This window comes from Mesorhizobium liriopis (assembly GCF_024053505.1).
Taxonomy (GTDB): domain Bacteria; phylum Pseudomonadota; class Alphaproteobacteria; order Rhizobiales; family Rhizobiaceae; genus Mesorhizobium_B; species Mesorhizobium_B liriopis.
In genome coordinates this window covers 294,202-307,703 of sequence record NZ_JAMXQS010000004.1, presented here as the reverse complement: position 1 = coordinate 307,703, position 13,502 = coordinate 294,202, and the positions used below count along the sequence as shown (strand labels likewise).

Sequence of the window (13,502 nt, the reverse complement as noted above, 5' to 3'; positions counted from 1 at the left end):
CCCTTCCAATTCACTGAATGGAAAGGGCTTACGGAGCGAAGCTTGCGGGAGGATGATCTGGGAAGACTGTCCTAGATCAGCTGGCCCAGAAATTCCTGGACTTGCGCGTGCTGGCGGAACTCACCCAGGCGCTTGATCTCCCATTCGAGCTTGATGCCCGAATTCTCCAGCACGCGTGCCCGCACGGTCTCACCCAGCAATTCCAGATCATGGGCAGATGCCGAGCCGGTGTTGATCATGAAGTTGCAGTGCATCGGCGACATCTGCGCGGCCCCGATCATCAGCCCACGGCAGCCGGCCTTGTCGATCTCTTTCCAGGCGGACGTGCCCTCGGGGTTCTTGAAGGTCGAGCCACCCGTCTTCTCGCGCACCGGCTGCACCGACTCGCGATGCTCGCGCACGGCGTCCATGGAGGCACGAATGGTCTTCTGCTCCTCCGTGTAGCCTTCGAGAAGGGCTGACACGAAGATCAGGTCGGAGGGTGCCGAGGAATGGCGGTAGGAGTACCCCATTTCGGCATTCGAAAGCGTCCGGACCTCGCCATCGCGGTCGAGCGCGCGAACCTCGATCAGCCGCTCAGCCGTCTCGGTCCCGTTGGCACCTGCATTCATGCGCACCGCCCCGCCGATGCCGCCGGGAATACCGTGGAAGTAATGGAACCCGCCGATGCCGGCGTCGTAGGCCACGCCCGACACATGCTTGTCCGGCGTCGCCGCACCCGCCTCGATCCGTGTTTCGGAGATCGCCCGCGCGGTGCCGAAGCCTTTGGCGGACAGCCGCACCACGAAGCCGCGAATGCCGCCGTCGCGCACAAGCAGGTTCGAGCCGATGCCGACCACCGTGATCGGCACCGAACGCGGTACGATCTTGAGGAACGCCGAGAGATCGGCCTCGTCGGCCGGCTGGAACAGCGCATCGGCACGGCCGCCGGCACGGAACCACGTCACCTTTTCCATCTCCGCATCGGGCGTCACGCGCCCGCGAAGCATGGAAAGGCTATCACCGAACTGGGCGAGAAATTCCTGGCCGCGCGTGGTCATGCTGCCCTCGCTTCCGAGAGCTCCTTGGGCAGCGCATAGGCCCATTGCGTGATGTTGCCGGCACCGAGGAAGATCACGAAATCGCCCTCCCGCCCCAATTCGCGGATCACTGGTACGATAGCCTGCGGCCCTTCGATGAAGCGGGCATCGCGATGCCCACCGGCCCGGATGCGACCCACCAGCTCGTCCGAAGACACGCCCTCGATCGGCTCCTCGCCCGCCGCATAAACTGGCGCGACCATCACCGTATCGGCATCGTTGAAGCAGGCCGAGAAATCGTCGAACAGGTCACGCAGGCGCGTGTAGCGGTGGGGCTGGGCAATCGCGATCACACGCCCGCTCGTGGCATCGCGGGCGGCCTTGAGGACCGCCTTGATCTCCACAGGATGGTGCCCGTAGTCGTCGAACACTTGCACGCCGTTCCAGCTGCCGGTCGGTGTAAAGCGGCGCTTGACGCCGCCGAAGCCGGACAATCCGCGTTTGATCGCCTCCGCGTCGATGCCGAGTTCATGCGCGACAGCAATCGCAGCGGTCGCGTTGGACACATTGTGCCGGCCGGGCATGGGCAGGCGCAAGTCGGCGATGGTTTCTTCCCTGCCGGTCTTGCGGTCGCGGATGATCACGTCGAACAGCGATGTCGCGCCGTCCATGCGGTGACGTGCGAAGCGCACATCGGCCTGCGCATTCTCGCCATAGGTGATGACGCGGCGATCCTCGATGCGGCCCACCAGCGCCTGCACCTCCGGGTGGTCGGTACACATCACGCCGAAACCGTAGAAGGGCACGTTCTCGACGAACTGGCGGAACGCCTCACGCACGCGTTCGAAATTGCCATAATGATCGAGGTGCTCGGGGTCGATATTCGTGACGACCGCAATCTCGGCGGGCAGCTTCAAGAAGGTGCCGTCGCTCTCGTCGGCCTCGACCACCATCCACTCGCCCTCGCCCATGCGCGCATTGGTGCCGTAGGCATTGATGATGCCGCCATTGATCACGGTCGGGTCAAGCCCGCCGGCCTCGAGAAGCGTCGCGACCATCGAGGTCGTGGTCGTCTTGCCGTGCGTGCCGCCGATAGCGACCGCCTGGCGAAAGCGCATCAGCTCTGCCAGCATCTCCGCTCGGCGCACGATAGGCAGGATTTTCTCGCGCGCGGCAGCGAGTTCCGGATTGGTCTTTTTGATCGCGGTCGAAACGACGACAACCTCGGCGTCACCAAGGTTCTCGGCCTTGTGGCCAACGAAGCACTCGATGCCCTTTTCGCGCAGGCGCTGGATGTTGGCACCATCCGCCTGATCCGAGCCCTGCACGCGATAGCCGAGATTGTGCAGCACCTCTGCGATGCCGCTCATGCCGATGCCACCGATCCCGATGAAGTGGACCAGTCCGATCGTCTCAGGCATCTTCATGCGCGGTTACTTTCCTTGAATTCCGTTGGGCTGCGACCCGCCGCAATAGCCTCCGCGAGATCGGCAAGCAACCGCGCAGCATCAGGCCGCCCCGCCGAGCGCGCGCCTTGCGCCATGGCCGCCAGCCGCTCCGGGGCCTGCATCAGCTCGCTCAGAAGCTCGGCGATGCGCTCCGCCGACAATGTCGATTGCGGGTGCACTTCCGCGCCGCCGGCCGCTTGAAGTGCTGCCGCATTTGCCGCCTGATCGTGATCGAGCGCATGCGGATAAGGCACGAACAACGCAGGGCGCCCGATCACCGCGACCTCCGAAACGGTGGAGGCGCCCGAGCGTGAAATCACGAGATGCGCGTCGGCCATGCGCTTGGCCATGTCCGAGAAAAAGGGCGAGACCTCGGCCGGCACGCCGAGCGCATGATAGGCTGCGCGAACTTCGGCCTCGGCGTCGGCCCGCGCCTGCTGCGTGACCCGCAGGCGCTTGCGCAAATTTTCCGGCAGGAGCGCCACAGCATCCGGCAGGGCATCCGAAAAGAACTGCGCCCCTTGGCTGCCGCCGAAGACGAGCAGGTTGAAAGGCTGGTCGCCCGATGAAGGCTCGTAGGCTTTCCCGGCAGCCTCGATCACAGGCGGTCGCACCGGATTGCCCGTCACGACGATCTTCGAAGCCCATGGCCCGTCCGGCGACAGGAACCCGCCGGCAATCGCCTTGACGCGCGCGGCCAGCGCCTTGTTGGCACGACCCATCACCGCGTTCTGCTCATGCACCATGGAGGGGATGTTGCCTTGCGTCGCCGCCCACAATGGCGGCAACGTAGGATAGCCGCCGAAACCGATCACCGCCGCCGGCTTGAGCCGTGCGAACAGCTTTCGCGAGGCGCGCACGCCGCTCCATATCTTGAGCATCGCCTTCACCACCGCGACGGGGTTGCGCCCGCCGATGGTCGCCGAAGGCAGCGAATGGATGGCTTCTGCCGGAAAGCCGCTTGCAAAGCGCGAGGCGCGCTCGTCGGTGGCCAGATGCACCGTCCAGCCGCGCGCTTTCAGTTCATGAGCCAGTGCTTCCGCCGGAAACAGGTGGCCGCCTGTGCCGCCTGCGGAAAGAAGGATCGTCCGCGCCACCGATCAACCCACCGGAATGGCGTTGCGCGAAAAGGCGCCGAAGCCGGGCTTGTGCAGGCGCTCGGGCCGCGAACGCGTCAGAGCAAGGATCATGCCGGCCGTGATCGCAACCGCTACCAGCGACGAGCCGCCATAGGAGATCAGCGGCAGCGTCATGCCCTTGGCCGGCATCAGCTGCAGGTTCACGCACATGTTGATCATCGATTGCAGACCGAGCTGGATCACGAGACCGCCCACCGCGAAGCGCGTGAACTCGTCATGCTCGTCGAGCGCGATCTTGAGTCCGCGCATCACCACAAAGGCGAAGATCAGCATGAGGCCGATGCACAGGATGATGCCGAACTCTTCCGCTGCGACCGAGAACACGAAGTCGGTGTGGCTGTCCGGCAGGATACGCTTCACGGTGCCCTCGCCCGGCCCCTGGCCGAGCCAGCCGCCACGGATGATCGCCTCGCGTCCGAGATCGACCTGATAGGTATCACCCTCGCCCGTCATGAAGCGGTTGATGCGGCCCGCGACGTGCGGCAGCAATTCATAGGCTGCGAAGCCGCCGACGATGCCGATGCCGCCGAACAGGATGATCCAGAACCACGCCATGCCGGCCATGAAGAACATCGCGCCCCAGGTGGCGGTGACGAGAATGGTCTGGCCGAAATCGGGCTGCAGGATCAGAAGCGCGACCACCGCGCCGACCAACAGCATGGAGAAGATATTGCCCGGAATTTCCGGATGCCGCTTGTGCTCGGCGAAGAGCCAGGCGCAGACGATCACGAAGGCCGGCTTCAGGAATTCCGAGGGCTGGATCGAGACACCGGCCAGCGACACCCAGCGCCGCGAGCCCTTCACCTCGGCGCCGAACAGAAGTGCCACGACCATCATCGCCATGGCGAGCGCGAGGATGACGAACGCCACCCGCCGCACACCCTTCACATCGAGGAAGGAGACGCCGATCATCACCAAGAGGGCCGGCAGCATGAAGATGATCTGGCGCGTCACGAAGTGATAAGGTTCGAGACCGATGCGCTCGGCAACCGCCGGGCTCGCGGCGAAGGACAGAACGATGCCCAGCGTCATCAGCGCCAGGAAGGCGCCGAGGAACCAGCGATCGACGGTCCACCACCACGTGGCGACCGGGCTGCGGTCGAGACGGCTCAGCATCACTTCACCCCAACAGGCTCTGCGCCCAATGCGCGGACGGCTTCGCGGAACGCGTCGCCCCGCACCTCGAAATTCTTGAACTGGTCGAAGCTGGCGCAGGCCGGCGACAGGAGCACCACGGCTTCGTCGCCATTGTCGTCCTGCCCCGCATCGCGCGCGGCGCGCTCCACGGCTTGATCCAGCGTGCCCGCGATCTCGTAAGGTACAGCCTCTCCAAGCGCTGCGGCGAAAGACGGCGCCGCCTCACCGATCAGATAGGCTTTTGCCACACGACCGAAGAGCCCCCGCAGGGACTCGATGCCACCCTCCTTGGGGAGGCCGCCGGCAATCCAGTAGGAGCGCGGGAAACTCGACAATGCAGGGGCCGCTGCATCCGCATTGGTCGCCTTGGAATCGTTGACGAAGAGCACGCGGCCCAAGCGCCCCACCTGCTCCATGCGGTGAGCGAGACCCGGAAAGCTTTCGAGCCCGGCCTGTATCTCGCCGAGCGACAGGCCGACGCGCAGGCACGCCGCGACTGCGGCCAGAGCGTTCTGCGCATTGTGCGCCCCACGCAGCGAGCCGATGCCTTCGAGGAAGCCGATGCGCTCATAAGCGCCGTGAGTGGCTTCCATCAGGTCCGTGTTTTCCGCGAAGTATCCATCCGTCAGCGGCAGGCGCTTGGAGATACGCACCACGGCTTTGCCCGCCCGTTCCAATCGGTCGGCAATGGCAGCGCAATAAGAATCGTCCACGCCGATAACCGGCGTTTCCGCGCCCGCGACCAGCCGCTCCTTGATCTCGGCATAATGCTGCATGGTGCCGTGGCGGTCGAGGTGATCAGGCGTCAGGTTGAGCAGCACGCCAGCCGTTGGATTGAGCGACGGTGCGAGGTCGATCTGATAGGACGAGCACTCGACAATGTAGAAGCGATCCGACGACGGCGAATCGAGCGTCATCACGGCCCGCCCGATATTGCCGCCCATCTGCGCGTCACGACCCGAATGGCGGATGATATGTGCGGTCAGCGCCGTCGTCGTCGATTTGCCGTTGGTGCCGGTGATGGCGATCAGCGGCGCGTCGGGTGCAAGCCGCGCGCGTTCGCGCACGAACAGCTCGACGTCCCCGATCACCTCGACGCCCGCTGCCCGCGCCAGTTCCACAGTCCAGTGCGGCTTCGGATGGGTCAGGGGCACGCCGGGCGAAAGCACGAAAGAGGAAAAGCCCGTCCAGTCGGCCCCACGCAGATCACCCGTCGGAATGCCGGCGGCTTCTGCCCGAGCGACGCTGGCCGGATTGTCGTCCCATGCCAGCACGTCTGCCCCGCCGGCCTTCAGCGCATGCGCGGTGGCGAGGCCCGAGCCACCCAGCCCGAACAGTGCCACCTTCCTGTCGCGGAAGCTTTCGGCGGGGATCATGGTATCAACGCAGCTTGAGTGTGGAAAGGCCGACAAGGGCCAGGATCACGGCGACGATCCAGAAGCGGATCACGACCTGGCTCTCGGTCCAGCCGAGTTTTTCGAAGTGGTGATGGATCGGCGCCATGAGAAACACACGCTTGCCGGTCGCCTTGAACACGCCGACCTGGATGATCACCGACAGCGCTTCCACCACGAACAGGCCGCCGATGATGGCGAGCACGATCTCGTGCTTGGTGGCCACGGCGATGGAGCCGATGAGCCCACCCATGGCGAGGCTGCCCGTGTCGCCCATGAAGATGGCAGCCGGCGGTGCGTTGAACCAGAGAAAGCCGAGACCCGCCCCGATCACTGCACCCAGCACCACGGCCAGTTCGCCTGTGCCCGGAACGAAATGGATCTGGAGATAGTCGGCGAACACCGCATTGCCCGAGAGATAGGCGATCACGCCGAAAGACGAGGCCGCGATCATGATCGGCACGATGGCCAAGCCATCGAGCCCGTCCGTGAGATTTACGGCATTGCCGGCACCCACGATCACCACGCAGGAAAAGGGAATAAAGAACCAGCCGAGATTGATCAGGAACGTCTTGGCGAAGGGAAAGGTCAGCGACGATGAGAACGGCGCCTGCCCCGCGCGCATGATGAAATAGGCCGCAATCGCCGCGATCAGGAACTCGATGCCCAGACGCGCCTTACCCGAGAGACCGAGGTGGCTCTGCTTGGTGACCTTCAGATAGTCGTCATAGAAGCCGATCGCGCCGAAGCCGAGCGTGACCAGCAGCACCACCCAGACATAGATGCTCGTGATGTTGGCCCAGAGCAGCGACGAGCCGACGATGCCCGATAGGATCATCAGCCCGCCCATTGTCGGCGTGCCGGCCTTCTTGAAATGCGTCTGCGGGCCGTCCGCGCGGATCGGCTGTCCCTTGCCCTGGCGGAGGCGCAGCGAGTCGATGATGCGCGGGCCGAAGATGAAGACGATCAAGGCAGAGGTGATCAGCGCGCCGCCGGTGCGGAACGTGATGTAGCGGAAGACATTGAAGAGTGAGACGTCTTCGGCGAAGGCGGCAAGCAGGGTAAACATCAGGCCTTAAGCTCGTTTGGCCTGCGGTTCAGGCTCGGGATATTTCTGGATCAGCGCATCGACGAGGCGCGAAGATCCGATGCCGTTGGACGATTTCACCATCACCACATCGCCAGCCTTCACAAGGTCGAGGAGCAGCGGCTGGAGTTCGTCCACCGTATCGCGGTGCGTCACCGCGATACTTTTCGGCGCGGCATCCTTCAGCGCACGCATTTCCGGGCCGACCAGAAGCACGAGGTCCGGCTTGGTGGCGACGAGCGCTTCGCTCAAGCCCGCATGGAAGTTGGTTGAATGCGCGCCGAGTTCGAGCATGTCGCCCAGCACGGCGACGCGACGGCCGTCTTTGCCGGTCTTGGATGCCGCCAGCAGCGCCAGTGCCGCCTGCATCGAAGCCGGATTGGCATTATAGCTCTCGTCGATCAGCGTCGCGTTACCATCCGGAAGCCGCAGCACGTGGCGCTGGCCACGGCCACGCTCGGCCGACCAGTCGGCCAAGCCTTCCGCCGCGCGCAGCACATCGGCGCCCGCGAGGTGCGCCGCACCCAGAACGGCGAGCGCGTTCTGCAGGATGTGCCGCCCCGGCGCGCCAACGCGAAAGCCGATCTCGTCACCGTCGATCATGATGCTGGCCGTCGAGTGGTCGCCCTCGAGCGTATAGCCCATCAGGCGATAGTCGGCCTTGGCATGCTCGCCGAAGGAGCGGATATGCTTCACGCCTGCCACCGTTGCTGCGGTCGCAAGGCGCTCGTAGTGCGGATCGTCGCGGTTGAGCAATGCCGCGCCGTCCTCGCTGACACCTTCGAAAATTTCCGCCTTGGCATCCGCGATCTGTTCGAGATTGTCGAAGTGGCCGAGATGGGCCGGCGCGATCAGTGTGATGATGGCGATGTCGGGCTTTACCAGCTTGGTCAGCGGCCGGATCTCGCCGGCATGGTTCATGCCGATCTCGAACACGGCGTAGTCCGAATCCTCGGGCAGGCGCGAGAGCGTCAGCGGCACGCCCCAGTGGTTGTTGAACGACTTGTCGGCGGCATGAACCGTGCCGACCGTACCAAGCGCCCTTCGCAGAGCTTCCTTGGTGGTGGTCTTCCCGGCCGAACCCGTTACCGCGATGACTTTTGCCTTGGCGCGCGCACGTGCGGCCTCGCCAGCCTTTTCCAGCGCGCGCAATACGTCGGGCACCACCAGCATGGGTGTCGCGATGCGCCCCATCGCAGCAAGCCTGCCTTCGGCGACGACCAGAAGCGATGCGCCGGCAGCAGCTGCAGCGGTCAGAAAGTTGTGGCCGTCAGTGCGGTCACCCGTGATGGCAAAGAACGCGTCACCCGCCTTCAGGCTGCGCGTGTCGATTGAAATTCCATAGACATTCGCGGGCATCGAGCCCACCGGCCTGCCGCCCACGGCGGCTGCGAATTCTTCGCCGGTCCAAAGAGCGCTCATGCGGCTTCTCCTTTCGCTGCGACCTCATCGAGCGCTTTTCGCACCTCAACATGGTCCGAGAATGGATAGGTCTGGCTGCCGATCGTCTGACCTTCCTCATGCCCCTTGCCTGCGACGACAAGCGTATCGCCGGCTTTGAGGTTGGAAACGGCCAGTCTTATCGCTTCGCGACGGTCGCCGATCTCGGTCGCGCCGGGCGCGGTTTCGAGGATAGCGGCGCGTATGGCGGCAGGTTCCTCGGAACGCGGGTTGTCGTCGGTCACGATGACGATGTCCGCGAGACGCGAAGCGATCTCACCCATGATCGGCCTTTTGCCCCTGTCGCGGTCGCCGCCACAGCCGAAGACGACCACGACTCGTCCGGTCGTGAAAGGCCGCACGGCCTGCAACACGTTTTCCAAAGCCTCGGGCTTGTGGGCATAATCGACATAGACCGGCGCTCCGGTCTTGGTCGTGCCGATCAGTTCCAACCGCCCAGGCGCGCCCTTCAGGTTTTCCAACGCCTTCAGTGCATTCGAGGCTGGCGTGCCGGTGGCAATCGCCAAGCCTGCCGCGACCAGCGCATTGCTGATCTGAAAATCGCCGGCCAGCGAAAGGTCGATCTCATGGATGACCCCATCCGCCACGATCTCCGCCCGCTGGCGATGGCGCTCATGCTCGACGCGCGTCAGCCGCAAGAACTCGCCCGACCGACCCACTGTCAGCACGTCGAGACCAGCGCTGCGCGCTGCCTCGACTGTCGGCTGGGAAAACGGATCATCGGCGAAGATCACTGCCGGCGCACCCTTCGGCAGCAACTCGGTGAAAAGGCGCAGCTTGGCGCGATGATAGTCCTCGACCGTCGGGTGATAATCCATGTGGTCGCGACCGAGATTGGTGAAGCCGGCCGCTTTGAGCTTCACGCCATCGAGCCGGTGCTGGTCGAGCCCGTGGCTGGATGCTTCCATCGAGGCATGCGTCACGCCGCTACGGGTGAGTTCAGCGAGCAACTTGTGCAAGGCCACGGGATCGGGCGTGGTCAACGAACCGTAATCGTTGCGCCCCGGCGCCACCACGCCGGTCGTGCCGATGCTTGCAGCGGCCAAACCCTGTTGTTCCCAGATCTGTCGCGTGAAGGCCGCGACCGACGTCTTGCCGCTGGTGCCCGTCACCGCAACCATGGTTTCAGGCTGACCAGCGTAAAGACGCGCTGCGACATGCGACAAGGCCGAACGAGGCTCGGCGACACGCAATACCGGCAGGCCGATATCGCCGACAACTGCCGTCTCACCCACAACCACGGCTGCCGCGCCCCTGGCTGCGGCGTCGCCGGCAAAGCTTGCGCCATCCGCCTTGGTCCCGGGCACGGCAACGAAGATCGTGCCCGGCACGACGGCGCGCGAATCGGCTGTGACACCTGTCACGTCCTCGGCTCCGCCTGCATTTGCAGCGGAGGGCAGAATGTCGGCGAGTTCACTGAGTTTCATGGAAGCCCACATCAGCAGTCTATGGTTAATGCGGGATTAAGCTGTGGCCACTGATTTAGCCAGCCCTGCCCTTCGGTGACAAAGCTGGCTCCAGAAATCAGCGAGTTAGCGCAGCCAGCTATTTCTTTGCGGCAGCTCCTGCGCCAAAAGTGGCCCCTCTGCCGCCGCATTCTCGCGACGGCATCAATGCCTCAGTCCTCAGCCGGCAGCGACACCATCTGCGCCGCGTCACCCTCGTCGAAGCGTGGGGAAACGCCGAGGAAGTTCGCTGAGCGGCGGATGATGTTGGCGACGATAGGTGCTGCGTTGAGACCTGCGGTCGCGGGCATGCCCGGTTTTTCGGGCTGAGGCTCGTCGATGATCGACAGAACGATGTAAGTCGGATCGTCCATCGGGAAGGCTGCGAGAAACGCGTTGAACTTCTTGTTCTTGGAGTAGCGTCCGTTCTCGACCTTCTCTGCCGTGCCGGTCTTGCCGCCCACACGATAGCCCGCCACTTCCGCGCGCTTGCCGGAGCCCACTTCGGCGTTCAGGCGGTAAAGATAGCGCATGTCCTCGACGGTTTTCGCGCTCACGACCTGCTTCCCGATCGCGTCGGCCTCGGCTTGCGTGCGGGGCAAAAAGGTCGGCGGAATGAGTTTTCCGCCATTCATAAGCGCCGCCGCGCCCACTGCCGTTTGCAGCGGAGTCGTGGACATGCCGTGGCCGAAGGAGATCGTGATCGAGTGCACTTTCTTCCAGACGCGCGGCTCGGTCGGCTTGGCGATCTCGGGCAGTTCCGTCTGCAATTTGTCGAGCAGGCCCATGCGATGCATGAACTCGCGGTGCCCGTCGATACCGACCACGTCGGCTTCCTTCGCCGAGCCGATATTGGAAGAGTAGATGAAAACTTCCGGCACGGTGAGCACACGGTGCTTGCCGTGGAAGTCGCGGATGGTCTGGCGACCGATGGTGATGGGACGCGAGGCATCCACCGTGCTGTTCAGGTTCATACGTCCCGAATCCAAGGCCATCGCGGTAGTGAAGCTCTTGATGGTCGAGCCCATCTCGAACACGCCCGCCGTCATGCGATTGAAGCGGTCCTTGTCCAGCGCGTTGAAGGGGTTGTTCGGGTCGAAGTCCGGTACCGAGGCCAACGCCACCACTTCACCCGTCTTGGCGTTGAGCACCACGGCACCCGCCGCGATCGCATGATAGCGATTGACCGCCTGTACCAGCTCGTCACGCATGATGTGCTGCACGCGGTTGTCGATGGAGAGCTGCACCGGCTGCAGGTCGCGCGGGATCGCGAGGCCCGAGGCCTGAAGGTCCGCCAGACCCTGATCGTCCACGAACTTCTCGAGCCCGGCGATGCCCTTGTTGTCGACATTGGTCAGGCCGAGAATGTGCGAGGCCGTCTCGCCACCCGGATAGAAGCGACGCTTCTCCGAGCGGAAGCCGATGCCGGGCAGGCCCAGCGCCATGATGTCGGCCTGCTGCTTGGGCGTCAGCTGGCGCTTGAGCCAGACGAAACCCTGCTTGGTCTTGAGCTTGTTGTAGGTCTGCTCGTGCTTGAGCTCGGGCAATACGGTCGAGAGCTTCTCGACCACTTCGTCCACGTCGACGATGCGCTTGGGTTCGGCGAAAAGCGAAGCCGTCTTGATGTCGGTCGCGAGCACCTCGCCGTTGCGGTCTACGATGTCGGGGCGCGATGCGGTCACGCGCGAAGCGGGACCCGCCGATTCCTCCGGTGTCGCCAGACCATAGTAGACCAGACGTCCGCCGATCACGGCATAGACGCCGAAGAACACGGTCGCGATCAGGGCCACGCGCGTGCGTGTCTTGCCGCCCGAGCGACCCTCGCCCTGAATCACGATCTCCTGCGGCAGCGCGTCGTTGCTTTCGAGCTTGCGCTTCCAGAACTTCATCATTGGCCGATGTCTCCGGTTGCGATCGGGTCGAGCAGCAGAAGGTCTTTGATGGCATCCTTCGGCTTGGCGTCAGCTTCCTTCACTTCCACCGGGGCCGGTGGTGGCTTGAGCGGAATGGCTTCGAGGCCTGCGATCTGGCGCGGCTGAACGGATTCGAGCTTGAGCTGGTCCTGATAAGACTCGGCGAGCTTCTGCAGACGAACCGGCTGCGTGAGCAGGCTCCAATCGGCCTTCAGCAGGTCGATGGAGTCCTCTTCGTAACGGATCTGCCGCTCGAGCTTGCCGATATGGTTCAGCCGTTGTTCGGCATCATGCTTCGTCTTGTAGGTGAAGCCTGCCGCCGCAACCATCGCCGCGATCAGCACCACGTCGGTGGTACGGAACATGCGCGTCATTTGTCGCCTCCTGAAAGCGAGGGCAGCCTGGGCAGGCCGAAAAGGGAAAGATCGGATGTGCGCGGCGGCGCTTCCGTGCGAACAGCCGCGCGCAGCCGCGCCGAACGCGCGCGTGGATTGGCTTCGAGTTCGGCTTCGCCGGCCGTCACGGCAGAGCCTGCCTTATTGAATGTCGGTGCCAGCGCCACGGTTTGCGGCATGTGCCGAGAACCGGCCGGCGCGGACGAGCGTTCGGTGATGAAGCGCTTGACGATGCGATCTTCGAGCGAATGAAACGATACGACAACCAGCCGCCCGCCGGGCTTCAGCACACGCTCGGCAGCCTCAAGCGCGCGGGCCAGTTCGCCCAGCTCATCATTGACGAAGATGCGCAGCGCCTGAAACACGCGCGTCGCCGGATGGATTTTGTCCTTGGGGTTGCGCCCGACCGTCGCCTCGATGGTGTTGGCCAGATCAAGCGTGCGCTCAAAGGGTCTTTCGTCGCGACGCTTCTCGATGGCCCGCGCGATGCGCCCGGCATGGCGCTCTTCGCCGAGAAACCCGAAAATGCGCGCGAGGTCCCCACTCTTGAAGCGGTTCACAACATCAGCCGCGCTCGGCCCCGCCTGCCCCATCCGCATGTCGAGCGGCCCGTCGGCTCGAAAAGAGAAACCTCGATCGGCCTGATCGAGCTGCATGGAGGAGACGCCGATATCGAGCACGACGCCATCGACGCCATCGGCCACGAGGTCGAGTTCGGAAAACTGGCGATGGTGGAGCTCAAGCCTGCCATCCATTTCCGCGACCAGCGCCTGCCCGTCACGGATCGCATCCGGGTCGCGATCGAGCGCGATGACCTGCGCCCCCTGCTCCAAGATAGCGCGCGAATAGCCTCCCGCGCCGAACGTGCCGTCGATCACGGTATCACCGGGTGCAACTGCAAGTGCTTCCAGCACCTCGGCGAGCAACACGGGAATATGGCGCGCCTGCGCGTTTTCCGTCACGGCGGAGCCTCCAGACAAAATCGAACACGACCGCCGCCCATCGCCCCGGAAAGCCTGCGAACCAGCCCTGCCGAGCGCTCGCCGAGCCATTGGATCGGCTGA

11 protein-coding genes are annotated in these 13,502 nt (G+C 64.2%); all 11 read right to left on the bottom strand.

The features are described 5' to 3' along the window. Positions 1–71: 71 nt before the first annotated feature. The 11 genes from murB to rsmH all read right to left on the bottom strand — a co-directional run bounded on the left by murB (position 72) and on the right by rsmH (position 13,400). Complete coding sequence (gene murB / locus NGM99_RS09365; protein ID WP_252818239.1) at positions 72–1,040, bottom strand: UDP-N-acetylmuramate dehydrogenase; 969 nt, start codon at positions 1,038–1,040, stop codon at positions 72–74. Further along, a complete protein-coding gene (gene murC / locus NGM99_RS09360) occupies positions 1,037–2,446 on the bottom strand; it encodes a UDP-N-acetylmuramate--L-alanine ligase (protein WP_252818237.1) in 1,410 nt (469 codons plus the stop codon). Before murC ends, murB begins: the two co-directional genes overlap by 4 nt. Next, positions 2,443–3,564: an undecaprenyldiphospho-muramoylpentapeptide beta-N-acetylglucosaminyltransferase gene (gene murG / locus NGM99_RS09355; protein ID WP_252818236.1), complete on the bottom strand. Its 1,122-nt coding sequence runs from the start codon at positions 3,562–3,564 to the stop codon at positions 2,443–2,445. Before murG ends, murC begins: the two co-directional genes overlap by 4 nt. 3 nt (positions 3,565–3,567) lie before the next feature. Further along, complete coding sequence (gene ftsW, locus NGM99_RS09350; protein ID WP_252818234.1) at positions 3,568–4,722, bottom strand: putative lipid II flippase FtsW; 1,155 nt, start codon at positions 4,720–4,722, stop codon at positions 3,568–3,570. Then, positions 4,722–6,119, bottom strand: a complete 1,398-nt coding sequence (gene murD, locus NGM99_RS09345; protein WP_252818232.1) for a UDP-N-acetylmuramoyl-L-alanine--D-glutamate ligase — start codon at positions 6,117–6,119, stop codon at positions 4,722–4,724. Before murD ends, ftsW begins: the two co-directional genes overlap by 1 nt. Before the next feature lie 4 nt (positions 6,120–6,123). Then, the gene (gene mraY, locus NGM99_RS09340; RefSeq protein ID WP_252818230.1) at positions 6,124–7,206 is read right to left on the bottom strand and encodes a phospho-N-acetylmuramoyl-pentapeptide-transferase; all 1,083 of its coding nucleotides are present in this window, start codon (positions 7,204–7,206) and stop codon (positions 6,124–6,126) included. 6 nt (positions 7,207–7,212) lie between these two features. Then, a complete protein-coding gene (locus tag NGM99_RS09335; RefSeq protein ID WP_252818228.1) occupies positions 7,213–8,646 on the bottom strand; it encodes a UDP-N-acetylmuramoylalanyl-D-glutamyl-2,6-diaminopimelate--D-alanyl-D-alanine ligase in 1,434 nt (477 codons plus the stop codon). Continuing rightward, positions 8,643–10,112: a UDP-N-acetylmuramoyl-L-alanyl-D-glutamate--2,6-diaminopimelate ligase gene (locus NGM99_RS09330; RefSeq protein ID WP_252818227.1), complete on the bottom strand. Its 1,470-nt coding sequence runs from the start codon at positions 10,110–10,112 to the stop codon at positions 8,643–8,645. Before NGM99_RS09330 ends, NGM99_RS09335 begins: the two co-directional genes overlap by 4 nt. A gap of 191 nt (positions 10,113–10,303) precedes the next feature. Beyond that, positions 10,304–12,022 (bottom strand): peptidoglycan D,D-transpeptidase FtsI family protein, encoded by a 1,719-nt coding sequence (locus tag NGM99_RS09325; protein WP_252818224.1) that lies wholly within the window; start codon positions 12,020–12,022, stop codon positions 10,304–10,306. Next, positions 12,019–12,408 carry a cell division protein FtsL gene (ftsL, locus tag NGM99_RS09320; protein WP_252818473.1) on the bottom strand — a complete coding sequence of 130 codons (390 nt, stop codon included), beginning with the start codon at positions 12,406–12,408 and terminating at the stop codon, positions 12,019–12,021. Before ftsL ends, NGM99_RS09325 begins: the two co-directional genes overlap by 4 nt. 5 nt (positions 12,409–12,413) lie before the next feature. After that, a complete protein-coding gene (gene rsmH, locus NGM99_RS09315) occupies positions 12,414–13,400 on the bottom strand; it encodes a 16S rRNA (cytosine(1402)-N(4))-methyltransferase RsmH (RefSeq protein WP_252818223.1) in 987 nt (328 codons plus the stop codon). Positions 13,401–13,502 lie beyond the last annotated feature (102 nt).

Excerpts from the sequence above, each read along its gene's own strand:
- murB (WP_252818239.1), bottom strand. The coding sequence starts at position 1,040 with ATGACCACGCGCGGCCAGGAATTTCTCGCCCAGTTCGGTGATAGCCTT.
- murC (WP_252818237.1), bottom strand. The coding sequence starts at position 2,446 with ATGAAGATGCCTGAGACGATCGGACTGGTCCACTTCATCGGGATCGGT.
- ftsW (WP_252818234.1), bottom strand. The coding sequence starts at position 4,722 with ATGCTGAGCCGTCTCGACCGCAGCCCGGTCGCCACGTGGTGGTGGACC.
- murD (WP_252818232.1), bottom strand. The coding sequence starts at position 6,119 with ATGATCCCCGCCGAAAGCTTCCGCGACAGGAAGGTGGCACTGTTCGGG.
- mraY (WP_252818230.1), bottom strand. The coding sequence starts at position 7,206 with ATGTTTACCCTGCTTGCCGCCTTCGCCGAAGACGTCTCACTCTTCAAT.
- NGM99_RS09335 (WP_252818228.1), bottom strand. The coding sequence starts at position 8,646 with ATGAGCGCTCTTTGGACCGGCGAAGAATTCGCAGCCGCCGTGGGCGGC.
- NGM99_RS09330 (WP_252818227.1), bottom strand. The coding sequence starts at position 10,112 with ATGAAACTCAGTGAACTCGCCGACATTCTGCCCTCCGCTGCAAATGCA.
- NGM99_RS09325 (WP_252818224.1), bottom strand. The coding sequence starts at position 12,022 with ATGATGAAGTTCTGGAAGCGCAAGCTCGAAAGCAACGACGCGCTGCCG.
- ftsL (WP_252818473.1), bottom strand. The coding sequence starts at position 12,408 with ATGTTCCGTACCACCGACGTGGTGCTGATCGCGGCGATGGTTGCGGCG.